The organism is Arthrobacter sp. ASL1 (assembly GCF_056680475.1).
The window spans coordinates 3,545,027-3,566,042 of sequence record NZ_CM155284.1; the positions used below are offsets into that span (position 1 = coordinate 3,545,027).

The 21,016-nt window shown below is 65.8% G+C and carries 24 protein-coding genes; 20 read left to right on the plus strand and 4 right to left on the minus strand.

Annotation, left to right across the window (positions count from 1 at the left end; all coding sequences use genetic code 11):
- Positions 1-120 precede the first annotated feature (120 nt).
- Positions 121-558: a helix-turn-helix domain-containing protein gene (locus AC1MEQ_RS16745; RefSeq protein ID WP_479792315.1), complete on the plus strand. Its 438-nt coding sequence runs from the start codon at positions 121-123 to the stop codon at positions 556-558.
- Positions 559-662: 104 nt separating this feature from the next.
- Here the strand turns inward: AC1MEQ_RS16745 and AC1MEQ_RS16750 are convergent, their stop codons facing one another.
- Positions 663-1,142 (minus strand): MarR family winged helix-turn-helix transcriptional regulator, encoded by a 480-nt coding sequence (locus AC1MEQ_RS16750; RefSeq protein ID WP_479792316.1) that lies wholly within the window; start codon positions 1,140-1,142, stop codon positions 663-665.
- A gap of 48 nt (positions 1,143-1,190) precedes the next feature.
- Here AC1MEQ_RS16750 and AC1MEQ_RS16755 point away from each other — a divergent pair, with 48 nt between their 5' ends.
- From AC1MEQ_RS16755 to dapF, 6 genes are all read left to right on the plus strand, one after another.
- Complete coding sequence (locus AC1MEQ_RS16755; protein WP_479792318.1) at positions 1,191-1,412, plus strand: DUF3046 domain-containing protein; 222 nt, start codon at positions 1,191-1,193, stop codon at positions 1,410-1,412.
- Between the two features lie 193 nt (positions 1,413-1,605).
- On the plus strand, positions 1,606-2,655 hold the full coding sequence (recA, locus tag AC1MEQ_RS16760; protein WP_479796166.1) for a recombinase RecA: 1,050 nt from the start codon (positions 1,606-1,608) through the stop codon (positions 2,653-2,655).
- 27 nt (positions 2,656-2,682) lie between these two features.
- Positions 2,683-3,351, plus strand: coding sequence for a regulatory protein RecX (locus AC1MEQ_RS16765; RefSeq protein WP_479792319.1), 669 nt, complete (start codon positions 2,683-2,685; stop codon positions 3,349-3,351).
- 76 nt (positions 3,352-3,427) lie between these two features.
- The gene (gene miaB / locus AC1MEQ_RS16770; protein WP_479792321.1) at positions 3,428-4,969 is read left to right on the plus strand and encodes a tRNA (N6-isopentenyl adenosine(37)-C2)-methylthiotransferase MiaB; all 1,542 of its coding nucleotides are present in this window, start codon (positions 3,428-3,430) and stop codon (positions 4,967-4,969) included.
- A 66-nt stretch (positions 4,970-5,035) separates the two neighbouring features.
- On the plus strand, positions 5,036-5,890 hold the full coding sequence (miaA, locus tag AC1MEQ_RS16775; protein ID WP_479792322.1) for a tRNA (adenosine(37)-N6)-dimethylallyltransferase MiaA: 855 nt from the start codon (positions 5,036-5,038) through the stop codon (positions 5,888-5,890).
- A 9-nt stretch (positions 5,891-5,899) separates the two neighbouring features.
- Positions 5,900-6,841 (plus strand): diaminopimelate epimerase, encoded by a 942-nt coding sequence (gene dapF / locus AC1MEQ_RS16780; RefSeq protein ID WP_479792323.1) that lies wholly within the window; start codon positions 5,900-5,902, stop codon positions 6,839-6,841.
- Here the strand turns inward: dapF and AC1MEQ_RS16785 are convergent.
- Positions 6,838-7,479, minus strand: coding sequence for a class I SAM-dependent methyltransferase (locus tag AC1MEQ_RS16785; protein ID WP_479792325.1), 642 nt, complete (start codon positions 7,477-7,479; stop codon positions 6,838-6,840). The two genes, dapF and AC1MEQ_RS16785, sit on opposite strands and share 4 nt — an antisense overlap.
- A gap of 188 nt (positions 7,480-7,667) precedes the next feature.
- Here AC1MEQ_RS16785 and hflX point away from each other — a divergent pair, with 188 nt between their 5' ends.
- Both hflX and AC1MEQ_RS16795 read left to right on the plus strand, forming a co-directional pair.
- Complete coding sequence (gene hflX / locus AC1MEQ_RS16790) at positions 7,668-9,236, plus strand: GTPase HflX (RefSeq protein WP_479792327.1); 1,569 nt, start codon at positions 7,668-7,670, stop codon at positions 9,234-9,236.
- Positions 9,229-11,241 (plus strand): ATP-dependent DNA helicase, encoded by a 2,013-nt coding sequence (locus AC1MEQ_RS16795; RefSeq protein ID WP_479792329.1) that lies wholly within the window; start codon positions 9,229-9,231, stop codon positions 11,239-11,241. The genes hflX and AC1MEQ_RS16795 overlap by 8 nt, the downstream gene beginning before the upstream one ends.
- A gap of 55 nt (positions 11,242-11,296) precedes the next feature.
- Here the strand turns inward: AC1MEQ_RS16795 and lexA are convergent, their stop codons facing one another.
- Positions 11,297-12,025, minus strand: a complete 729-nt coding sequence (gene lexA / locus AC1MEQ_RS16800) for a transcriptional repressor LexA (protein WP_479792331.1) — start codon at positions 12,023-12,025, stop codon at positions 11,297-11,299.
- A 173-nt stretch (positions 12,026-12,198) separates the two neighbouring features.
- On the opposite strand from lexA, the gene AC1MEQ_RS16805 reads away from it, so the two are divergent.
- From AC1MEQ_RS16805 to AC1MEQ_RS16835, 7 genes are all read left to right on the plus strand, one after another.
- Positions 12,199-12,693, plus strand: a complete 495-nt coding sequence (locus AC1MEQ_RS16805) for a LysM peptidoglycan-binding domain-containing protein (protein ID WP_479792334.1) — start codon at positions 12,199-12,201, stop codon at positions 12,691-12,693.
- 69 nt (positions 12,694-12,762) lie between these two features.
- The gene (locus AC1MEQ_RS16810; RefSeq protein ID WP_479792335.1) at positions 12,763-13,893 is read left to right on the plus strand and encodes a histidinol-phosphate transaminase; all 1,131 of its coding nucleotides are present in this window, start codon (positions 12,763-12,765) and stop codon (positions 13,891-13,893) included.
- 51 nt (positions 13,894-13,944) lie between these two features.
- A complete protein-coding gene (hisB, locus tag AC1MEQ_RS16815; RefSeq protein ID WP_479792337.1) occupies positions 13,945-14,571 on the plus strand; it encodes an imidazoleglycerol-phosphate dehydratase HisB in 627 nt (208 codons plus the stop codon).
- Complete coding sequence (hisH, locus tag AC1MEQ_RS16820) at positions 14,572-15,210, plus strand: imidazole glycerol phosphate synthase subunit HisH (protein WP_479792338.1); 639 nt, start codon at positions 14,572-14,574, stop codon at positions 15,208-15,210. It abuts the gene before it with no gap.
- Positions 15,210-15,362 (plus strand): hypothetical protein, encoded by a 153-nt coding sequence (locus AC1MEQ_RS16825; protein ID WP_479792340.1) that lies wholly within the window; start codon positions 15,210-15,212, stop codon positions 15,360-15,362. The genes hisH and AC1MEQ_RS16825 overlap by 1 nt, the downstream gene beginning before the upstream one ends.
- A gap of 72 nt (positions 15,363-15,434) precedes the next feature.
- Positions 15,435-16,172, plus strand: a complete 738-nt coding sequence (gene priA, locus AC1MEQ_RS16830) for a bifunctional 1-(5-phosphoribosyl)-5-((5-phosphoribosylamino)methylideneamino)imidazole-4-carboxamide isomerase/phosphoribosylanthranilate isomerase PriA (protein ID WP_479792343.1) — start codon at positions 15,435-15,437, stop codon at positions 16,170-16,172.
- A gap of 84 nt (positions 16,173-16,256) precedes the next feature.
- Entirely contained in the window at positions 16,257-17,102 is an 846-nt protein-coding gene (locus AC1MEQ_RS16835; RefSeq protein ID WP_479792346.1) for an SseB family protein, read from the plus strand.
- Between the two features lie 72 nt (positions 17,103-17,174).
- Here AC1MEQ_RS16835 and AC1MEQ_RS16840 read toward each other — a convergent pair whose 3' ends face one another.
- Entirely contained in the window at positions 17,175-17,543 is a 369-nt protein-coding gene (locus AC1MEQ_RS16840) for a DUF1844 domain-containing protein (protein ID WP_479792348.1), read from the minus strand.
- A gap of 233 nt (positions 17,544-17,776) precedes the next feature.
- On the opposite strand from AC1MEQ_RS16840, the gene infC reads away from it, so the two are divergent.
- From infC to AC1MEQ_RS16860, 4 genes are all read left to right on the plus strand, one after another.
- Positions 17,777-18,868 carry a translation initiation factor IF-3 gene (gene infC, locus AC1MEQ_RS16845; RefSeq protein WP_479792349.1) on the plus strand — a complete coding sequence of 364 codons (1,092 nt, stop codon included), beginning with the start codon at positions 17,777-17,779 and terminating at the stop codon, positions 18,866-18,868.
- Between the two features lie 117 nt (positions 18,869-18,985).
- On the plus strand, positions 18,986-19,180 hold the full coding sequence (gene rpmI, locus AC1MEQ_RS16850) for a 50S ribosomal protein L35 (RefSeq protein WP_479792351.1): 195 nt from the start codon (positions 18,986-18,988) through the stop codon (positions 19,178-19,180).
- A 103-nt stretch (positions 19,181-19,283) separates the two neighbouring features.
- On the plus strand, positions 19,284-19,958 hold the full coding sequence (gene rplT / locus AC1MEQ_RS16855) for a 50S ribosomal protein L20, sunset domain variant (protein ID WP_479792353.1): 675 nt from the start codon (positions 19,284-19,286) through the stop codon (positions 19,956-19,958).
- A gap of 111 nt (positions 19,959-20,069) precedes the next feature.
- Positions 20,070-21,005 (plus strand): TrmH family RNA methyltransferase, encoded by a 936-nt coding sequence (locus tag AC1MEQ_RS16860; protein WP_479792355.1) that lies wholly within the window; start codon positions 20,070-20,072, stop codon positions 21,003-21,005.
- The last annotated feature ends 11 nt before the right edge of the window (positions 21,006-21,016 follow it).

The window sequence follows — 21,016 nt, forward strand, 5'->3', positions numbered from 1 at the left end:
TAGTGTGGGTGCCGGGAACAAAATGTCGATCCCGTGAGTTGAAAAAACTACAGGGTCCGCATCAGGACCCGGAGGCCAGGTAGACCCTGGCACAGGATCTGAAGGAGTAAGGCGATACACATGGTCAAGCAACCCGTATCCGTAAACGGCGTCGTCCGTTGGCGCGATGTGGGCCTGGCAGAAGATGCCCGTCGCGAGCACAAGGAGCACAAAATGGTAGTACTCCGCCACGAGATCGGTGACGTCCTGCGGGATGTCCGCCAGCGTCAGGGCAGGACCCTGCGCGAGGTCTCGCATAATGCGCGCGTTTCCCTTGGTTACCTCTCCGAGGTGGAGCGCGGACAGAAGGAAGCATCGTCCGAACTGCTCTCATCGATCTGCGGGGCCCTCGATGTCCCGCTCTCCCTGATGTTGCGCGAGGTCAGTGACCGCGTGGCAATGGCCGAGGGCGTCGACATCCCGGACACCGTCCCGTCGGACCTTGCCAACCAGTTCTCCAACGTCCTCCCGGAGGACTGGACCGAGGGCCTGCCCCAGGACCTCGCAGCGTCACACTAGCGGCGTACGGTCCGGCCCCGGAAAATGCCAGGGCAGCCGAAGCATCGAATCACTTGAGGGGAGAGGGCAGCTGCCGAGGCGGCTGTCCTCTTTCTTGTGCCGGCTCAGGCCCGATCATTCAGGTAGGAGTGGTTCAACTTCGCCAGCAAGCTGGCGAGGGTTTGGAGCTCGACATCCGGCCAATCGGCCAGCAGATCGCGGAAGATATGCTGCCGTGACTCCTGCGCCGTGGCCAATTGCCGGGCACCGACCACGGTGAGCGTGATGGACTGGGCCCGGCCGTCGGCCGGATCGGCGACTTTAGTCAACACACCAAGCTCCTCGAGCATCTTGACCTGACGGCTGACCGACGGCTTGCCGACACCGATCTCCGCCGCCAGCTCGGTCAACCGCAGCGTGCCGCGGCGCTGCAACGCTGCGAGCAGCCCGTAGGCGCCCGGTTCCATATCCGGGTGGACCTGTTTGGCCACCTTGTTCCCGTTGGCACGGGCGCGACGCCACAGGAAGCTGAGTTGCTCCTCCATGTCGTGGATCGCTTGGGTCCGCTGTGCGGCTTCGGCGGCTGCGGGGGCAGGTTCATTCATGGCACCATCTTAGGGTCGGAACGACCGGCACATGGAAGAATGGACGACGTGAGACGAAGCGACTTCTGGCGGCTGATGGATGACGAGTTCGGGGCGGGCTATTCCCGTGTCCTGGCTTCCGAACTTGTGTTGGCGGACCTCGGCGACAAGAGCGCCGAACAGGCCCTGTCGTCCGGCACGGAACCCCGGAGGATCTGGCTGGCCGTGTGCGAAAAACAAGACGTGCCACCCGAACGCTGGCTGGGGCGGGACGTCGCGCTCAAGAAATAATCCACCAGGACACGCCGTCTCGGATTCGAACGTGTGTTCGGAAGGGTTGTAGGCTGAGGCGGGAGACATGACACGGGTGCGGTCCCTGTTCTCCACAGGAACGAGGGCCGGCGCCAAATTGTCCGGTTCGGCGCATACCGTGTGAAGCAGGACGAAAACAGGCCCCAGGGCCGCAAGACAACCGAGGTGAATGATGGCCGCAGCAATGGACCGCGAAAAGGCTCTCGAATCAGCGCTGGCGCAGATCGACAAGCAGTACGGCAAGGGATCGGTTATGCGACTGGGGGATGAAACCCGCGCCAAGATCGAGGTCATCCCCACAGGCTCGATCGCCATGGACATCGCCTTGGGAATCGGTGGACTTCCACGTGGCCGTGTCGTGGAGATCTATGGGCCGGAGTCCTCCGGCAAGACCACTTTGGCGCTGCACGCTGTGGCCAATGCGCAACGCAATGGCGGAATCGCCGCATTCATCGACGCCGAGCACGCCCTCGACCCCGAATATGCCCAGAAGTTGGGCGTCGACACCGACGCGCTGCTGGTCTCGCAGCCGGACACCGGTGAGCAGGCGCTCGAAATCATGGACATGCTGATCGGCTCAGGTTCCCTGGATGTCATCGTCATCGACTCCGTGGCAGCTCTCGTTCCGCGTGCCGAAATCGAAGGCGAAATGGGCGACAGCCATGTGGGGCTGCAGGCCCGCCTGATGAGCCAGGCGCTGCGGAAGATCGCCGGTCGTCTGAGCCAGACAAAGACGACTGCCATCTTCATCAACCAGCTCCGCGAGAAGATCGGCGTCTTCTTCGGCAGCCCCGAGACGACCACCGGCGGCAAGGCGCTGAAGTTCTACGCCTCCGTGCGGATCGATGTCCGACGCATCGAGACGCTCAAGGAGGGTACGAACCCGGTGGGCAACCGAACACGGGCCAAGATCGTCAAGAACAAGATGGCGCCGCCGTTCAAGCAGGCCGAATTCGACATCCTCTACGGAGTGGGCATCTCCCGTGAAGGCGGCCTGATTGACATGGGCGTCGAGGAGGGGTTCGTGAAGAAGTCCGGTGCCTGGTTCACCTACGACGGCGACCAGCTCGGCCAGGGCAAGGAAAACGCCCGCAAGTTCCTGCGCGACAACCCGGACCTGACCGATGAGCTGGAACGCCGGATCAAGGAAAAGCTCGGTATCGGTGTCCAGCCCGAAGAGCCGGGTGATCCAAAGCTGCGCGCTGTGGGCAACGACTCCTAGCCCCGGGGCGCACGGGACGGGAACGCGATGGGTTCGAAGCCACACGACTACAGTGGCCTCACGGACGACGACGGCTCCGGGGGATCGCTGTTCTCGCCTGGCATGCCGAAGCCGGGCGAAGACAGCAACGCCGGACCTTGTGGACAGGCAGGTGACGACATGCCGGCGCAGCGCCCGGCCGGGATGACGCGGCGACGGCCTGCACCGGATCGTGATCCCGAGGCGGACCCGGATGCCGTGGCACGGGCCATCGTGCTGCGACAGCTCACCGGTTCCGCGAAAAGCCGGAAGCAACTGGCCGACAAGCTGGTCGAACGCGACGTCCCCGATGACGCGGCCAAGCGCGTGCTCGACCGCTTCGAGGAACTCCGACTCGTCGATGACGTTGCCTTCGCGGACTCCTGGGTCCGGGGACGGGCCCGCACGCGGGGGCTCTCCCGCAGCGCGTTGAAGTGGGAACTGCGGGAAAAAGGGGTCGCCGACGAAGCCGCCGAGGAGGCCCTGGAACAGGTCAGCGACGCGGATGAACTGGACATGGCCCGGGAACTCGTCAAGAAAAAGGTGCGGTCCATGGCGGACGGTCTCGACCGTGACAAGGGTGTCCGCCGCCTGGTGTCGATGCTTGGCCGCAAGGGATACGGCCCCGGGGTGGCCTTCCGGGTGGTTAACGAGGTCTGGCCCGCCGAACGCAGCTGACTGGCAACGACGCCCCTTGGGGCGGACAGCTGCCGGCCGATTCCCCAGCCCCTGCCCCGTTCGGTACTCTGGGGGGGTGAGTTTGACCATTCCCAGCACCGATTCCACCCTGGCCCCCGGCACCGCCCAGCGCAGCTATGAGGTCCGCACCTACGGCTGCCAGATGAACGTCCACGACTCGGAGCGTCTCGCCGGCCTGCTCGAGGAGGCCGGCATGGTCCCGCGGCAGGATCCCCACGGAGGCGGGGAAGCGGACGTTGTCGTGTTCAACACCTGTGCCGTCCGGGAAAACGCGGATAATAAGCTCTACGGCAACCTCGGGCGTTTGGCCCACGTGAAGGAACAGCACCCGGGCATGCAGATCGCCGTCGGCGGCTGTCTGGCGCAAAAGGACCGCGAGACGATCCTGCGCAAGGCACCCTGGGTTGACGTCGTCTTCGGAACCCACAACGTCGGTTCACTGCCGACGCTCCTCGAGCGCGCCCGGCACAACAACGAGGCCCAGCTCGAAATCCTCGAGTCACTCGATGTCTTCCCCTCGACGTTGCCCACCAAACGCGATTCCGTGTACTCCGGCTGGGTCTCGATCTCCGTGGGCTGCAACAACACCTGCACCTTCTGCATCGTTCCGTCGCTGCGCGGCAAGGAACGCGACCGGCGTCCCGGTGACATCCTCGCTGAGGTCCAGGCCCTGGTCGACGACGGCGCCATCGAAGTCACCCTGTTGGGCCAGAACGTGAACTCCTACGGCGTCGAGTTCGGCGACCGGCTCGCGTTTGGAAAGCTGCTGCGGGCGTGCGGCCAGATCCCGGGGCTGGAGCGCGTACGTTTCACCAGCCCGCACCCGGCGGCCTTCACGGACGACGTCATCGAGGCGATGGCCGAAACGCCGAATGTCATGCCGCAGTTGCACATGCCGCTGCAATCCGGGTCGGACAAGGTGCTCAAGGACATGCGACGGTCCTACCGGTCGAAGAAGTTCCTGGGCATCCTGGACCGGGTCCGGGAACGCATGCCCGAGGCGGCCATCACCACCGACATCATCGTGGGATTCCCCGGGGAGACCGAAGAGGACTTCCAAGCCACCCTGGACGTGGTCGAGAAATCCCGGTTCTCCAGCGCCTTCACGTTCCAGTACTCGAAGAGGCCCGGCACCCCGGCAGCCGAACTGCCCGACCAGCTGCGCAAGGAAGTCGTCCAGGAACGCTACGAACGGCTGACCGCCTTGCAGGACCGCATCTGTGCAGAGGAAAACGCCCGGCACGTTGGACGCCGGGTTGAAATCATGGTCACCGCGGGTTCCGGCCGCAAGGCGGAACAGACCCACCGACTCTCCGGCCGGGCGCGTGACCAGCGCCTCGTGCACTTCTCGGTGCCCGATGGAGGGGAACAGCCGCGACCCGGTGACCTGGTCACCGTGGAAGTCACCGCAGCGGCCGCCTTCCATCTCCTTGCGGATCCGGCGATGGTGGAGGACTACCAGCTGCGTCGTTCGCGTGCCGGGGATGCCTGGGACCGGTCGCAGGCCGATTCCTGCGGGGCCGGCGGCGGGTCCGCGGCCACTGCCAACGGCAAGGGAGTCTCCCTGGGGATGCCGGCGCTCCCGCGACGTGCGTAGCATTCGGTGAGGCCGCTCATTGCCGTCGTGGGACCAACGGGGACCGGCAAATCGGACACTGCGATCATGCTGGCGCAACGGTTCGACGGCGAGATCGTCAACGCAGACGCCTTGCAGTTCTACCGTGGCATGGACATCGGCACCGCCAAACTCGGCGTAGACCAACGCGGGGGGATCCGCCACCACCTCCTGGACATCCTGGACATCAGCGAGGAAGCCAGCGTGGCAACCTTCCAGATGCAGGCACGCGAGGCGATCGCCGGGATCCAGGGACGTGGCCGCCTCCCGATCCTGGTTGGTGGTTCCGGGCTCTACGTCCGTGCCGCGATCGATGAACTCGATTTCCCGCCCACCGATCCCGAGGTACGCCATCGGCTGGAGGCCGAGGCAGGCGAGCACGGCACGGCGGGGCTGCAAGAGAGGCTGCTGGCGGCGGACCCCGAATCCGCGGCGCGTGGGCTCGATGAGCGCCGGCTCGTGCGCGCTTTGGAAGTCCATGAGATCACGGGGCGTCCCTTCAGCTCCTACATGCCCCAGCGCGTGTACCGCCAGCCAACCCTCCAAGTCGGGCTCGACCTAGAGCGGCCCCTCCTGCACGAACGGCTGGAACGACGCGTCCGAAGCATGCACGAAGCGGGGCTCCTCGCCGAAGTCCGCGAACTGACAGCCCGCGGCCTGCGCGAAACCAGGACCGCCTCGCGTGCCATCGGGTATTCACAGTTCCTCCAGGTCACCGACGGCAGCTGCACCGTCGAGCAGGCCATCGAATCGACGACGGTGGCGACTCGACGTTTCGCCCGGCGACAACTCACCTGGTTCCGGGCCGACCCCCGGATTGCCTGGTTCGACGCCCTCGCCCCCGAGGCGCCCGGTGGGATCTGCAAGGCCGTGGGTGATTTTGAGGCGAGTTCGGGCACGTAGGCTAGGGACATGAGCACCACGGGCCCCGACCAGCACGCCGAACGACTCCGCGAACTCTCCGGGTTGGCCTTTACGAAGGGCCACGGGACGGGAAACGATTTCGTCCTGGTCGCGGACCCGGACAACACGCGGGACGTCCTGCCCGCACAGGTTGCCGCCGCATGTGACAGGCATCTGGGCATCGGCGCGGATGGTTTCATCCGGGCCATCAGATCCGGGACGCTGGCCGAGGGGCGTGCCCTGCTGGCGGAGAACCCTGACGCGGAGTGGTTCATGGATTACCGCAATGGCGACGGGTCGATCTCGGAAATGTGTGGCAACGGCGTACGCGTCTTCGTGCATTTCCTGGTCAGCCGTGGATTCGTGACGCTGGACGACGGCGAGGCCCTCACCATTGGCACGCGCGCCGGCGTGAAGGTCATCACCCGCTCCGCTGCCGGCTACGCCGTGGACATGGGGCCCTGGGAGTTCATTTTTCCGGACCAGGCCCAGGAGCGCGCACTGGACTCGATCGTGGACGCCGGCATGGCGGTGCCCCGTCCGGCGCTGAGCGTGAGCATGGGCAACCCGCATACCGTCGTCGCCCTGTCCGAGGCCGCCGAGCTCGACGATCTGGACCTGCATCATACTCCCGTGGTGGATCCCGTTCCGGAGCACGGCACCAACGTGGAGTTCGTTCTGCCCTCCGACCCGCTGGTCGACGCCGGGGTGGGGACGATCCGCATGCGCGTCCATGAGCGTGGAGTGGGGGAGACCCGCTCGTGCGGTACTGGTGCCTGCGCCGCCGTTGTGGCCATCCGGCATTGGGCCGGCGGCACCCCGGCGGATCGATGGGATGTACACGTGCCCGGCGGAACGGTGTCGGTGTCCTTCGTCATCGGTCCCGACGGGCGGGAGCATGTGGTCCTGGACGGACCGGCCGTGCTGGTGGCCGAGGGGTCCCTGGCCTAACGCCCAACCAGGTCGGCGCCCGGCATGTCGGCAGAGCGGTCGATGCGCAGGATGCGAAACGACTTGGCGGTGGAGTGCCGTGCCACGGTGAAACCGGCTGGCAGTTCACGTTTCAGCCAGCCCTGCAGGGAATCGGACCCGAGATTCTTCTGCACGACCAGCCACGCGGTTCCCCCGGGAGCCAGCCGCGGAATCCATTGAAGCAGGATCTGGTGCAGGGCCTCCTTCCCGACACGGATCGGGGGGTTGGACCAAATGGTCTGGAAGCGGAGGCCCTCGTCAACCGCCTCGGGAGTGGTGGCCACGATGTTCTGCAGGGAAAGCCCGGCCGCGTTCTCACGAGTCAACTCCAGACTCCGCTCGTTCACATCCACCGCATGGACCGTGGCACCGGGGGACGCCAGGGCCATGCTCAGGGCTATGGGCCCCCACCCGCAGCCGATATCCAGGAGCTCCCCCGTCGGGGCAGGAGCCGGAACCTCATGCAGGAGCACCGCAGTGCCCTTGTCGATTCCGTCGGGGCTGAAGATGCCGCCGGCCGTGTTGACCGTACGATCTTCGCCACCGAGGGACACCAGGATGTGCTTGCGGTTGAACGGCGTGGACGGCTGTGCGCTGAAATAGTGGTCCGAACCCATGAATGGAAGATTAACCGGCCGGAGGATGCCAAAGCGAATCAGCGGCCCCGGGCGCGCATTCCGCAAGTGGTAGGCTTGTCCCAATCACTGGGGTAGTCGATGTGCAGTTCGTATTCGGCCGCTGGAGGAAAACCTCGACGTGTCGGTGAGCCGGACTAGAATCGATGGAAGCACCTTCAAAGGGGAACATGACCACTCACAACGAGCCCAATCCACGCGACCACGACCTCAACGAGGACGAGATCCAGTCAGTCATCGACCGCATCCTGGCGACCGACGATGCAACCGGCCGCGCCGTGCCGCGCACCACCGGGGAATCGCCGTCGACACTGGGCGGTAAGGCCCTGGCCCTCGGCGCGAACGGCGGCGGGCATTCGACGGCCGACGGGGAGCAGCGGGACCTGGCAGAACGTAACGCCCTGCGCCGTGTCGCCGGACTGTCCACCGAACTCGAGGACGTCACCGAGGTCGAATACCGGCAGTTGCGCCTCGAACGCGTCGTCCTGGCGGGCATCTGGACGGAGGGCACCGCGCAGGAAGCGGAGAACTCGCTGCGCGAACTGGCCGCACTGGCGGAGACGGCGGGCTCCGAGGTCCTTGACGGGCTCGTCCAGCGGCGTATCAAGCCAGATCCCGGGACCTTCCTCGGTTCGGGAAAGGCCCAGGAACTGCGCGACATCGTGGCCAGCACCGGGGCCGACACCGTGGTCATCGACTCCGAGCTGGCACCGTCCCAACGTCGTGCCCTGGAGGACATCGTCCGCGTCAAGGTGATCGACCGGACCGCCCTGATTCTGGACATCTTCGCGCAGCATGCCCAGAGCCGCGAGGGCAAGGCGCAGGTCGAGCTCGCCCAGCTCGAGTACCTGCTGCCTCGGCTGCGTGGCTGGGGCGAATCCATGTCGCGGCAGGCCGGAGGCCGCGTCGGCGCCGCCGGCGGCGGCATCGGCTCCAGAGGTCCCGGTGAGACGAAAATCGAATTGGACCGCCGGCGGATCCGTGACCGCATGGCCAAACTGCGCCGGGAGATCAAGGGCATGAAGCCTGCGCGTGAGGCCAAGCGGTCAAATCGCAAGCGTAATGCCGTGCCGGCCGTGGCCATTGCCGGATACACCAACGCGGGGAAGTCCTCGCTGCTGAACCGCCTGACCGATGCCGGCGCATTGGTCGAAAACGCCCTGTTCGCCACCTTGGACCCCACCGTGCGGCGTACGGAGACCGAAGACGGTGTCGGCTATACGCTTGCCGACACCGTGGGCTTCGTCCGCTCGTTGCCGACCCAGTTGGTGGAGGCCTTCCGCTCCACGCTCGAGGAGATCGCCGACGCCGATCTGATCCTCCACGTCGTCGACGCTTCCCACCCGGACCCCGAGGGCCAGATCCATGCCGTTCGCCAAGTGCTCACGGAGGTCGATGCACAGAACATCCCGGAAATCATCGTGCTCAACAAAGCGGACATCGCCGACCCGTTCGTCGTTGAACGAATCCGCCAGCGCGAGACGAATCATGTCGTCGTCTCGGCCCGCACCGGCGGGGGCATCCCCGAGCTGCTGGAGCGGATCAGCTCCTCGATCCCGCGTCCCGACGTGGGCATGGAGTTGCTCATCCCCTACGATCGGGGGGACCTGGTGAACCGCCTGCACGGCACCGATGCCGAAATCCTTTCCACCGAACACACCCCCGAGGGGACCCGCATGTCAGTCAAGGTGCGTGGCGTACTCGCCGCGGAACTGGAGCAATTCGTCGTCCATGGCTGAAGTACAAGACGTGGTGGCCCTCCTGGACCGGGCCGTGGAACGCATGGGTGGCGAGAGCCGCACCGGACAGCATGAAATGACCCGACAGGTCGTGGAGTCTCTGGAGTCAGGGCGACACTTGCTCGTGCAAGCCGGCACGGGCACCGGCAAGTCGCTCGCCTACCTCGTCCCGGCGATTGCCCATGCACTCGAATCGGACAAACCGGTCGTGGTCTCCACCGCCACCTTGGCGCTCCAGGCGCAGATCGTTGGCCGAGATGTCCCCCGCCTACTGGAGAACCTTGCGGACGAGCTGCCGCGTCGGCTCGACGTCGCCCTGGCCAAGGGGCGCTCGAACTACGCCTGCAAGTACAAGCTCGGAGGCGGATACCCCGACGAGGATGAAGGGGCGCTCTTCGCCCTGGACGACGACGGTGCGGCACGACCGCTGACAGTCGGGGCCGGACCATCTTCCGCCTTGGGCCAGGAAGTGGTGCGGGTCCGGGAATGGGCCGAGGAGACTGAGACCGGGGACCGCGATGATCTGGTGCCCGGGGTCAGTGAACGGGCATGGCGGCAGGTATCGGTCAGTGCCATGGATTGCCTGGGCGCGCAGAAGTGCCCCATGGCAGAAGAGTGCTTCAGTGAATTGGCCCGCAAGAAGGCAGGCGAGGCCGACATCGTCATCACCAACCACGCTATGCTCGCCGTGTCGGCGTTCGAAGGGCTGGCAGTCCTGCCCGAATTCGACACCGTGATCATCGACGAGGCCCACGAACTCCAAGACCGGGTGACCAGTTCAGTCACGCGCCCGATTTCGGCGGCTTTGGTCTCTGGCGCGGCGACAGCCACCCGGAGAAATTGCAAGGGCGTGGCCGTGGAGGCCCTGAACCGCGCGGGCCAGGCCCTGGCCGACGCCCTCGACGGCGTTCCCGCAGGGCTGCTTCCCAAGGGGTTGAATGAAGAACAGCGCGGTGCCGTGGCCGCCGTCCGGGAAGCCGCTCGCGTTGCCCTGTCCGACTCGAAACCGGCCAACGGCGAAACCGCTGACGGCGGCCGGCAAATGGCACGTTCCCAGCTCCTGTACCTGACGGAACAATGCGATCGACTCGACGGACCGGCCGACGAGCGAGAAGTCGTCTGGATCTCGCGCCAGGGCAGCTTCACCCCGGGCGCCGGCTACACGGCTCCCGATGACTCCGCGCCGGCCACCATCAACGTTGCCCCACTGTCCGTCGCGGGCAAGCTCCGCGAGGGTCTATTCGATGGGCGAACCGTTGTTCTGACCTCTGCCACCTTGGCCATCGGCGCCGCCTTCGAACCCGTCGCCGGTTCATTGGGGCTCCTCGGTGAGGGCGCCCCGGCTTGGACGGGCATCGACGTGGGCAGCCCCTTTGACTACACGCGGCAGGGCATGCTCTACGTGGCACGTCACCTGCCGAAGCCGTCGAGGAGCGTTTCGCCGGAGGCCTTGGACGAACTGGCCGACCTGATCGGGGCATCGGGTGGGGGAGTGCTTGCGCTCTTCTCATCGCGCCGGGCCGCCGAGGAAGCCGCAGAGGCACTCCGCCCGAGGGTGGACCCGGATATCCTCTGCCAGGGCGAATCGAGCATGTCCACCCTGGTCCAGCAATTCGCGGACGAACGGGACACCTGCTTGTTCGGAACCATGACGCTGTGGCAGGGGGTCGATGTCCCCGGCCCCTCGTGCCGACTCGTGGTGATCGACCGGATCCCCTTCCCCCGGCCTGACGATCCACTGTCCACGGCCCGTAGCCGGGATGTCGCCAGGCATGGCGGCAACGGGTTCATGGCGGTTTCGGCCTCCCATGCCGCCGTGCGACTGGCCCAGGGGGCGGGGCGGTTGATCCGGTCCACCACCGACCGCGGCGTTGTCGCTGTCTTGGACTCGAGGTTGGCCACCGAACGATACGGAAACTTCCTGCGCGCCTCGCTTCCACCCATGTGGGCCACAACCGACAAGAAAGTTGTCCTGGGCGCCCTGGCCCGCATCGCATCCAGCTGATCCTGAACGCAAAGGCCCCCGTCCGCGGAAGACGGGGGCCGGGCGGACGGGAGTCCTAGATCGAGCGCATCACCGAAACGACCTTGCCCATGACGGTGGCGTGATCGCCGAGGATGGGTTCATATTGCCGGTTCTGGGGCAGCAGCCACGTATGTCCGTCTCGTTGGCGGAACGTCTTCACCGTGGCCTCATCGTCCAGGAGCGCGGCGACTATGTCGCCGTTCTCTGCATGCTGCTGGCGCCGGACGACCACCCAGTCGCCGTCGCAGATTGCCGCCTCCACCATTGAATCCCCGCTGACCTTGAGCATGAAGAGCTCGCCATGCCCGACCAGCTGACGGGGTAGGGACATGACATCTTCGACGGATTGGTCTGCAAGGATCGGCCCACCGGCAGCGATTCTGCCGACCAGCGGGACTCTTGCCACATCGGCGGACGAGTCCATCTCGACGACCGACAGGTCTGCGCGCTCCCTGGCCGTGTCCTCGGGCGCCTTCCCCGTCGTGTCCGAGGCAGCGGCGGTTCCGAGGCTGAGGGGCAGCAGGATTTCCATGGCCCGCGGACGACGGGGGTCACGGCGTATGTACCCAAGCTTTTCCAACTGGCTCAACTGGTGGGTGACGCTGGACAGGCTGGCCAGCCCGACCGTGTCCCCGATCTCGCGCATCGACGGTGGGTAGCCCTTGTCGGCGACGGCCCGCTGGATCGTCTCCAGAATCCTTCGTTGCCGAGCCGTCAGGCCCTTGGGTGCCTTCTTCGGCGCCGGAGTCTCCGCTGAGCTCATGGTCCATCCCGTCCTGGTAAATCGCCGGCGTACCGGGCCTGTGCGCAATCTGTCGGATGCGGCTGATGGACTCTCATCCGTTCAGCCGATGCCTCCACTCTAGGGCAGCGGAGACGGTCATTCAAAGATTTATTCGAACGTGTCTCGACAATGCTCGTACAAAGATGCTAAAAATGATCAAGAAGTTCGAATATGAGTTCGAAGAAGATTCGCGGCATCCGCGACAGGTACCCGCAGCGGCGGGTCGAAAGGAAGGCAAGACCATGGCTCACATCGCATTGACTGCCCCGGCGTTCGGCACGAATGATTGCGTCGACGCGCGGGTCGCCCGCGACATCCGTCGGGCACCAGTTTCCCCGCGGATCGAACTCACCCGGCGGGGTCGTTTCCTCCTGATTGGTCTGCCCTTGATGCTGGCGGCGACCGCGGCATTGGTACTTGCCGGCATCTTCACCGCACCCGTGATGGCAGCGGGATCGTCCGGAACCGCGCCGGTGGAGGCGACTACGGTCTCGGTGATGCAAGGGGACACCGTATGGGATCTGGCAGCGGAATTCGCGCCAGACCGGGATCGCCAGCAAGCCGTCGCGGAGATCACCGAAATGAACGACCTGCATGGTTCCGTGTTGGTCCCGGGGCAGCAGATCTTCGTTCCAACCGGCAGCTGAACCGTCATTGTGACTGCCGGCTCATCTTCAAATTCCTCGGGCGGCCCACCACGGAATTAGAATGGTGCGGTGAGTAATCAGCTGGAAAGACTGGCCAAACTGCCGTTGCGGGAGAATCTGCGCGGCATCGAACCCTACGGTGCACCGCAACTTGACGTCGCCGTCCTGCTGAACGTCAACGAAAACACGCATCCGCTACCGGAATCCGTCTGCAGGGCCATCACCGAGGACGTCACCGCGGCCGCCCTCACGCTGAACCGATACCCGGACCGGGAATTCACCGAATTGCGCGAACGCCTTGCAAACTACCTGGGCCATGGCCTGGTCGCGGAGAACATGTGGGCCGCCAATGGTTCCAATGAAGTCCTCCAGCAAATCCTCCAGGCGTTCGGCGGCCCGGGACGCAGCGTCATGAGCTTCCCACCGACCTACTCGATGTATCCGTTGCTTGCCAGTGGTACCGACACTTCATACATCGCCGGAAAGCGGGGTTTGGGTTTCGGGCTCAGCGCAGCCTCCGCCGCCGAGCAGGTCATCGCCGAGGCGCCTAGCCTCGTCATCTTGTGCTCCCCGAACAATCCGACTGGTACGGCCCTGGGCCTGGATGTCGTCGAGGCCGTCTACGACGCGGGACGGGCCAGCAACGCGATCGTCATCGTCGACGAGGCCTATGCCGAATTCGCCCTCGAGGGTACCGAATCGGCCCTGACGCTGCTCCAGGGGCGTGAACGACTGATCGTTACGCGAACCATGAGCAAGGCGTTCGCCTTGGCCGGAGCGCGGGTCGGCTACCTTGCTGCCGCACCCGAAATTGCCGACGCACTGCGGCTTGTGCGCTTGCCGTACCACCTTTCCGCCATCACCCAGGCGACTGCCAACGCCGCACTCAAGCAGGTAGATTCCCTGCTGGCCACGGTGGCGGATATCAAGAATCAACGCGACCGCATCGTCTCCGAACTCACCCGGCTGGGGCTCGAACCCGCAGTCAGCGATTCAAACTTCGTGTTCTTTGGGGGGCTCGAGCACGCCGGACGCACCTGGCAAGGGTTGCTTGACGCCGGGGTACTGGTTCGCGACGTCGGCATTCCCGGCCATTTGAGGGTCACGGCGGGAACCGAAGCCGAGACCACCGCCTTCCTTACGGCCCTCGAGGAACTGCTGTCGTCCGGGGACTCCGCCCCGTCGGATCACGACAGCTAGACTTGACTGCGGGCTGCCACATCTGCCGCCCTGCCCCACCACACCGAAGGAATGTCTGTGCCTGCAGAATTGCTCAGCGGTCGCCGCGCACGCATGGAGCGCGCCACCAGCGAGTCCACCGTCGTCGTCGAGCTCGACCTGGACGGAACCGGCGTTGCCAACATCAGCACGAGCGTCCCGTTCTACGACCACATGCTTACGGCATTGGCCAAACACTCGCTGATTGACCTCACTGTCCAGGCCACCGGCGACACCCACATCGATGTCCACCACACAGTGGAGGACATCGCGATCACCATTGGTGAAGTACTTCGGATGGCGCTGGGCAACAAGGCAGGCATCCGCCGTTTCGGTGAAGCCTCGATCCCTCTCGATGAGGCGCTGGCCCATGCCGTGGTCGACATCTCGGGGCGTCCGTACCTGGTACACGGCGGCGAGCCGGCGGGCCAGGAGTACCACCTGATCGGCGGACATTTCACCGGATCCCTGACCCGTCACGTCTTCGAGGCGTTGACTCTGCATGCCCAGATCTGCCTGCACATGCGCGTCCTCTCGGGGCGCGATCCGCACCACATCGTTGAGGCACAATTCAAGGCCTTCGCACGCGCCCTGCGCGAGGCAGTGGAACCGGACGTCCGGACGGGCGGCGCCATACCCTCGACGAAGGGGGCGCTCTAGGTGGCCGGGCCCCGCATCACCGTCCTGGACTACGGATCCGGCAACGTCCGCTCCGCGGTTCGCGCCCTCGAACATGTTGGAGCAGAGGTAAAGCTCAGCAAGGACGCCAAGGACATCCGAGAAGCGGATGGACTCGTGGTGCCCGGGGTGGGCGCATTCGCCAGTGTGATGCAGGCGCTGAAGGAGGTCGGGGCCGGCCCCCTCATTGGACGCCGAATCGCAGGCGGCCGCCCCGTGCTGGGAATCTGCGTCGGACACCAGGTCTTCTTCGAGGAGGGCGTTGAACACGGCCTCCGCACCGCCGGACTGGGCGAATGGCCCGGAACCGTTGAGCGCCTGGACGCGCCGGTGGTGCCGCACATGGGGTGGAATACCGTCGAGGCCGCGTCGGGCTCACGACTTTTCGCCGGTATCGAGGACGAACGGTTCTACTTTGTGCACTCCTACGCCGTGCAGAAGTGGGACTTCCCGGTGGCCCAGCCCCGCATGACACCGCCAGCGGTGACGTGGGCCGAGCACGGCAGCCGGTTCATCGCGGCTGTTGAAAACGGGCCGCTCTCGGCTGTCCAATTCCACCCCGAAAAGTCCGGCGATGCCGGTGCGCAACTGCTCGCCAACTGGTTGGGAACCCTTGCCTGATGTGGAGCATCCTCCTCATGGCCCTCGGTGGCGTCCTGGCCGGAGGCGCGCTGTCGCTACGCCAACAGAAGGCCCATATCTCCTGGATCATCACCGCATGGGTCTTGGCCGGCATGTCGCTGCTCGCGGCCTACATCTTGACCCTCGACTAGACCCCAGGGCCCGGACAACGGCAAACCAGTACCACCCGAGCCAACCCCCGACGACGACCGGAGACGAATATCATGAATCAGAACAGCATTCTCGAACTCTTGCCGGCGGTCGACATCGCGGACGGGCAGGCAGTTCGCCTCGTCCAAGGCGAAGCCGGCAGTGAGACCGGTTACGGGGACCCATTGGACGCGGCTCTTGCCTGGCAGCAGGATGGCGCCGAGTGGGTCCACCTTGTCGACTTGGATGCGGCCTTTGGCCGCGGGAACAACACCGAGGCCGTGTCGCGGATCTCCCGGGAACTGGGCATCAAGGTCGAGCTTTCCGGGGGCATTCGAGATGATGAATCCCTCGAACGCGCCCTCGAATTCGGTGCGGCGCGGGTCAACCTCGGGACAGCTGCCCTGGAAGCACCCGAATGGACCGCCCGGGCAATCGCCCGTCATGGGGACAAGATCGCCGTCGGCCTCGACGTCCGGGGCACCACGTTGGCCGGTCGCGGCTGGACCAGCGAGGGTGGCGACCTCTGGGAGGTGCTGGCCCGTCTCGAGGACGCCGGCTGTGCCCGCTACGTCGTCACGGACGTGACCAAGGATGGGACCCTGCGCGGACCGAACGTGGATCTCTTGCGCGAGATGTGCACGAGGACCAGTCGTCCTGTCATCGCCTCCGGCGGCATCTCCAGCCTCGCCGACTTGCGTGAATTGCGCGCCCTGGTACCAGATGGCGTCGAAGGGGCCATCATTGGCAAGGCCCTCTATTCGGGCCAGTTCACCCTGCCCGAGGCTCTCGACGTCGCGGGGCGCCGGTAGCCGATGCCCCCAGACGACCAGCCCATTCCGCGGGAAAAGCCCCATGGTGATGAGTCCGGGAGGCGGCCACGGATCGGCCGCCATTTGCCCGGCCACATCGAGGCGGCACTCCTCAAAGCGGGAGAGCGATCCGACTCAGCCGGCCAGCCGTGGTCGGGCCGTGATCTCACGGGTGAGGGCAACCCGCTGCACAACTTCGATGCGGATGACGGACAACCAGATCCCGCCTACGTCGCCGCCATCGACGCACTGAAGGCAGGCGTCGGTGATGAGCAGTCGGTGCACCGCGCCTTGTCGCACGCCCGCGTGTTCGTCCCCGTCATCGCCACGCTCGCCGAAGGGGCAATCGGCGACCACGGATTCACCGAGGACAAGGAAGCCGACATGGCCTTGGTGACCATCAAGGCACCCGACGGCCGGCTGGCTCTCCCGGTCTTCAGCAGCGTGGAGCGGCTGCATGCATGGCATGCCCAGGCCCGCCCCGTTGCCGTTTACGCGCCTCGGGCAGCACTGTCTGCAGTAGCCGAGGAAGCCCAGCTTCTCGTCATCGATCCGGGCGCGGACCTGACCTTCGTACTGCGGCGGCCAGCCATGTGGGCACTGGCCCAGCAGCGGGAATGGACTCCCAGCTACGCGGACAAGGGCCTCGTGCCGGTGCTACAGTCGGCCGCCGACGCCGACCCTGCCATCGTGGGCCTCACCGCGGCGCCCGGCAGGGGTGTTGCCTCCCGTTCGGCCGACGGCACGGTAGTGCCCGGGGGAGGTCCGGGGCCGGAATTGCGGATCGAGGTCACCATCCGTGCGGAAACGGGACGCGAGCAGGCGGCAGCCATCCTCCAGCGACTCCAGCAGGCCCTTGGCTCACACGCAGAATTCGCCGCCCGAGTCGATTCACTGGAACTGGCCCTCCAAGGACCAACCCGGATCTAAGGTTCCCGAGGCGCACAAAAAAGGAGGCCGTCGTGATCACGACGGCCTCCTGGAAGACGGGAAGAGAAGGAGTCAGTTCACCGGACCAGTGAGCTTTTCGCCCGGTCCCTGGCCCGGAGGGTCCTGGATCGTGGAGGCCTCGCGGAAGGCCAGTTGCAGCGACCGCAATCCGTCGCGCAACGGTCCGGCATGCTGGGAGCCGACTTCGGGGGCGGCCGCGGTGATCAACCCGGCGAGGGCGGTGATGAGCTTGCGCGCCTCGTCCAGGTCCTTCAGCTCTTCGGCGTCTTCGCCCTCGGCGAGTCCGCACTTGACCGCTGCGGCGCTCATCAGGTGCACGGCCGCCGTCGTGATGACTTCCACAGCCGCAACCTCGGCGATGTCGCGGACATGATTGGTCTCACCGAACGTGGCGTCCGGATTGGTTTCAGGGGTACTCATGCTGCTAAGCTTTTCACAGACCGACTGGTTTTGCTTATTCCGTGAGTTCCGCCCCAACGGGCAGGATGAACGGAGGCGGCAAAGCGAGTATGCAAGTGGAGGCCTACTCCCACCCGCAGTAACCGCCCAAGGTTGCCGGGTCACTCGGATCGGAATCTTGGTTCCGTGGCGTGCGATTGCACCCAAACCGAATTTTCAGGCCTCCATCTGCCGCGCAGCTGGAGGCCTTCTCCATGTTGCTGGTGGTTTCGGACAACGAACAGCAGGAGTTACACATCAGCGATCCACGCATTAATGATCGAATCCGCGTCCCCGAGGTGCGGCTGGTTGGACCCAATGGCGAACAGGTGGGCGTCGTCCGCATTGAGGACGCATTGCGTCTGGCCGCGGAGTCCGACCTTGATCTGGTTGAGGTGGCGCCGACGGCGAAGCCTCCGGTGTGCAAGTTGATGGACTTCGGCAAGTTCAAGTACGAAGCCGCCGTCAAGGCACGCGAGGCGCGCAAGAACCAGACCAACACGGTGTTGAAGGAAGTCCGCTTCCGGCTCAAGATCGACAAGCACGACTACGAGACGAAGACGGGCCACGCGCTGCGCTTCCTCGGAGCCGGCGACAAGGTCAAGGCCATGATCCAGTTCCGCGGTCGTGAACAGCAGCGCCCCGAGATGGGCATCCGGTTGCTCAACAAGTTCGCCGAGGACGTCGCCGCAGTTGGTGTCGTCGAGTCGAGCCCGCGCATCGACGGACGCAACATGGTGATGGTCGTCGGGCCGCTGAAGAACAAGGCCGAGGCCAAGGCCGAAGCACGCCGCCAGGCGCAGCGGGAGTCGGACAAGGCCAAGGCGACTGCAGTCAAGGAAGGTCGCGTCGACACGTCGGACGACAAGCCTGCGATGACGCAGTCCCTCGGGGACAACCTCCCGGATGAGTTCCAGGCACGTCTGGCACAGGTCGAGGCCGACAACGCCGAACAGGCCAAGAAGGACGCGGAGCAGGCCAAGAAGGATGCCGAGCAGGCCAAGAAGGATGCCGAGGCAGCCAAGGCCGCTCCCGCGGCCGAAGCGCCGAAGGCGACTGCACCGAAGGCCGAGGCGCCCCAGACTGCTGCACCGAAGGCCGAAGCGCCCAAGGCTGCAGCCCCCAAAGCCGCCGCGACCAAGCCTGCGGAGAAGCCCGCAGCGGCCCCCCAGCCGGCCGCGGCAAAGCCCGCAGCAGCTCCCAAGCCTGTGGCGACTCCGAAGCCTGTGCCGAAGCCCATGGCAACCCCCAAGCCTGCTCCGAAGCCGGCACCACGCAATACCGCGAAGCCGCGTCCGGGCAAGTAGCCCGATGCGGTATGCCCCTCGGGGCGGCACACCTGACCCACGGGTTTCCAACACCGGAAACCTGAAAGATCCCCGGCCTGAACAGGGTAACGGGAGCACGTAAGGAGAACGGCGGATATGCCGAAGTTCAAGACCCACAGCGGCGCCAAGAAGCGCTTCAAGCTCACCGGTAGCGGCAAGCTCAAGCGCCAACAGGCCAATCGTCGCCACTACCTGGAGCACAAGCCCTCCAGCCTCAAGCGTCAGCTGAAGGGCGACCGGATCGTTGCCAAGGCGGACACCAAGACCATCAAGCGGATGCTCGGCCTCTAAGCAGACGCACCGGGAACCACCGTTCCCACCCATCCATGGAGTTCCCCCGGGCTGGTCGCCGCATCAAAGGCACACCGAGGGCTAGATATTAAGGAGTACACACGTGGCACGTGTGAAGCGGGCGGTCAACGCCCACAAGAAGCGCCGGGTCGTTCTCGAACGGGCCAAGGGCTACCGCGGGCAGCGTTCGCGCCTGTACCGCAAGGCCAAGGAGCAGCTGCTCCACTCGTTCGTCTACAGCTACGGCGACCGCCGCAAGCGCAAGGGCGACTTCCGGCGCCTCTGGATCCAGCGCATCAACGCTGCATCCCGCGCCAACGGCTTGACCTACAACCGCCTCATCCAGGGTTTGAAGGCCGCCGAGGTCGAGGTTGATCGCCGTATGCTCTCCGAGCTGGCCATCTCCGACGCCAACGCCTTCACCGCGCTGGTCAAGGTCGCCAAGGACGCACTGCCGGCCGACGTCAATGCCCCGGCTACGCAGTCCGCTCCGAAGGCCGCCGCCGCGCCGGCAGCCAAGAAGGCGAGCGCTCCGAAGGCAGCAGCTCCCAAGGCCGCAGCCTCCGCCGAGGGTGAAGGTGTCATGAATGCCGTTGAGGGCGAGGACGCCCCCGAGGGCTACGTCATCAAGGGCAACCAGTCCAAGAAGTACCACGTCCCGGGTTCGACCTGGTACGAGCAGACCCAGCCGGAGTTCTGGTTCAACTCGATCGAGGCCGCCAAGGCCGCCGGCTTCGAGCCGGCTGGCGGCGAGTCCCGCCAGCAGTTCTCCAAGTAGCCAGCGCTGCTCGACGGGCCAGACCCGTTCGGCGAAGGGACGGAATCCGAGGGGATTCCGTCCCTTCGGCCGTTTAACCACCAGCACCCCTACCCCGATAAGGTTCTTCCCATGAACGCAGCGCATGCCTCCGAACCAGAGATGGCCAATCCGCGCGCCGAGCGGGTCAAGGAGGTCGCCCGGTTGGCGACCCGCTCCGGCCGGGCGAAGCGCGGGGCGTTCCTGGCAGAGGGGCCGCAAGCAGTGCGTGAGGCCCTGAGTGCCCACGACGACGCGGTCGCGACGGGCCGGCAGGGGATCGTCCAAGAGGTCTTCGCGACCCCCGAAGCATTGGAGCGCCACCCCGAACTGGCGGCACCGCGTGACCGGATCCGATGGCGGACCACGACTCCCGAGATCCTCGCGTCCATGGCCGACACCGTCACTCCGCAGGGCATCCTCGCCGTGTGCCGTATCCCCGAAGTGACACTGGATGAGGTCTTTGCCGGTACACCGCGCCTGGTCGCGGTGCTGTGCCGCGTGCAGGATCCCGGCAACGCCGGAACCATCCTGCGGGCCGCCGATGCCGCGGGAGCCGATGCCATCGTGTTGACCGAGGGGAGCGTTGACATCTACAACCCCAAGGCGGTCCGATCAACTGTTGGTTCGGTCTTCCACTTGCCGATCGTGACCGGGGCACCCTTCCGGACAGTGGTGGAGGCCGCCGGCGCGGCGGGGGTCCAGCTGCTCGCCGCGGACGGATACGGGGCGGTGGACCTGGACGTCCTGCAGGATGACAGCGCCTCACGACGGGCAGCTGAGGGCCTGGAGGGTTCCGCGGGCGCCCTGCCGGGGACCGCCGTCGTACCCGGTGACGCGCCGCGGCTGGAGGATCCCACCGCGTGGCTGTTCGGCAACGAGGCGCGGGGCCTGGACGAGGACGAGTTGGCTGCTGCCGGACACCGCGTGGCGGTGCCGTTGTACGGGGTCGCGGAGTCGTTGAATGTCGGCACCGCCGCAACCGTCTGCCTCTATGCCTCGGCCCGTGCACAGCGCCATTCCCGCTAGGCAGGCGACGG

What these genes read in the sequence shown, in the direction of transcription:
- AC1MEQ_RS16745 (WP_479792315.1), top strand. Translation starts at nt 121, where the DNA reads ATGGTCAAGCAACCCGTATCCGTAAACGGCGTCGTCCGTTGGCGCGAT.
- AC1MEQ_RS16750 (WP_479792316.1), bottom strand. Translation starts at nt 1,142, where the DNA reads ATGAATGAACCTGCCCCCGCAGCCGCCGAAGCCGCACAGCGGACCCAA.
- recA (WP_479796166.1), top strand. Translation starts at nt 1,606, where the DNA reads ATGGCCGCAGCAATGGACCGCGAAAAGGCTCTCGAATCAGCGCTGGCG.
- AC1MEQ_RS16765 (WP_479792319.1), top strand. Translation starts at nt 2,683, where the DNA reads ATGGGTTCGAAGCCACACGACTACAGTGGCCTCACGGACGACGACGGC.
- miaA (WP_479792322.1), top strand. Translation starts at nt 5,036, where the DNA reads ATGCTGGCGCAACGGTTCGACGGCGAGATCGTCAACGCAGACGCCTTG.
- dapF (WP_479792323.1), top strand. Translation starts at nt 5,900, where the DNA reads ATGAGCACCACGGGCCCCGACCAGCACGCCGAACGACTCCGCGAACTC.
- AC1MEQ_RS16785 (WP_479792325.1), bottom strand. Translation starts at nt 7,479, where the DNA reads ATGGGTTCGGACCACTATTTCAGCGCACAGCCGTCCACGCCGTTCAAC.
- hflX (WP_479792327.1), top strand. Translation starts at nt 7,668, where the DNA reads ATGACCACTCACAACGAGCCCAATCCACGCGACCACGACCTCAACGAG.
- AC1MEQ_RS16795 (WP_479792329.1), top strand. Translation starts at nt 9,229, where the DNA reads ATGGCTGAAGTACAAGACGTGGTGGCCCTCCTGGACCGGGCCGTGGAA.
- lexA (WP_479792331.1), bottom strand. Translation starts at nt 12,025, where the DNA reads ATGAGCTCAGCGGAGACTCCGGCGCCGAAGAAGGCACCCAAGGGCCTG.
- AC1MEQ_RS16805 (WP_479792334.1), top strand. Translation starts at nt 12,199, where the DNA reads ATGATCAAGAAGTTCGAATATGAGTTCGAAGAAGATTCGCGGCATCCG.
- hisB (WP_479792337.1), top strand. Translation starts at nt 13,945, where the DNA reads ATGTCTGTGCCTGCAGAATTGCTCAGCGGTCGCCGCGCACGCATGGAG.
- AC1MEQ_RS16825 (WP_479792340.1), top strand. Translation starts at nt 15,210, where the DNA reads ATGTGGAGCATCCTCCTCATGGCCCTCGGTGGCGTCCTGGCCGGAGGC.
- priA (WP_479792343.1), top strand. Translation starts at nt 15,435, where the DNA reads ATGAATCAGAACAGCATTCTCGAACTCTTGCCGGCGGTCGACATCGCG.
- AC1MEQ_RS16840 (WP_479792348.1), bottom strand. Translation starts at nt 17,543, where the DNA reads ATGAGTACCCCTGAAACCAATCCGGACGCCACGTTCGGTGAGACCAAT.
- infC (WP_479792349.1), top strand. Translation starts at nt 17,777, where the DNA reads ATGTTGCTGGTGGTTTCGGACAACGAACAGCAGGAGTTACACATCAGC.
- rpmI (WP_479792351.1), top strand. Translation starts at nt 18,986, where the DNA reads ATGCCGAAGTTCAAGACCCACAGCGGCGCCAAGAAGCGCTTCAAGCTC.
- AC1MEQ_RS16860 (WP_479792355.1), top strand. Translation starts at nt 20,070, where the DNA reads ATGAACGCAGCGCATGCCTCCGAACCAGAGATGGCCAATCCGCGCGCC.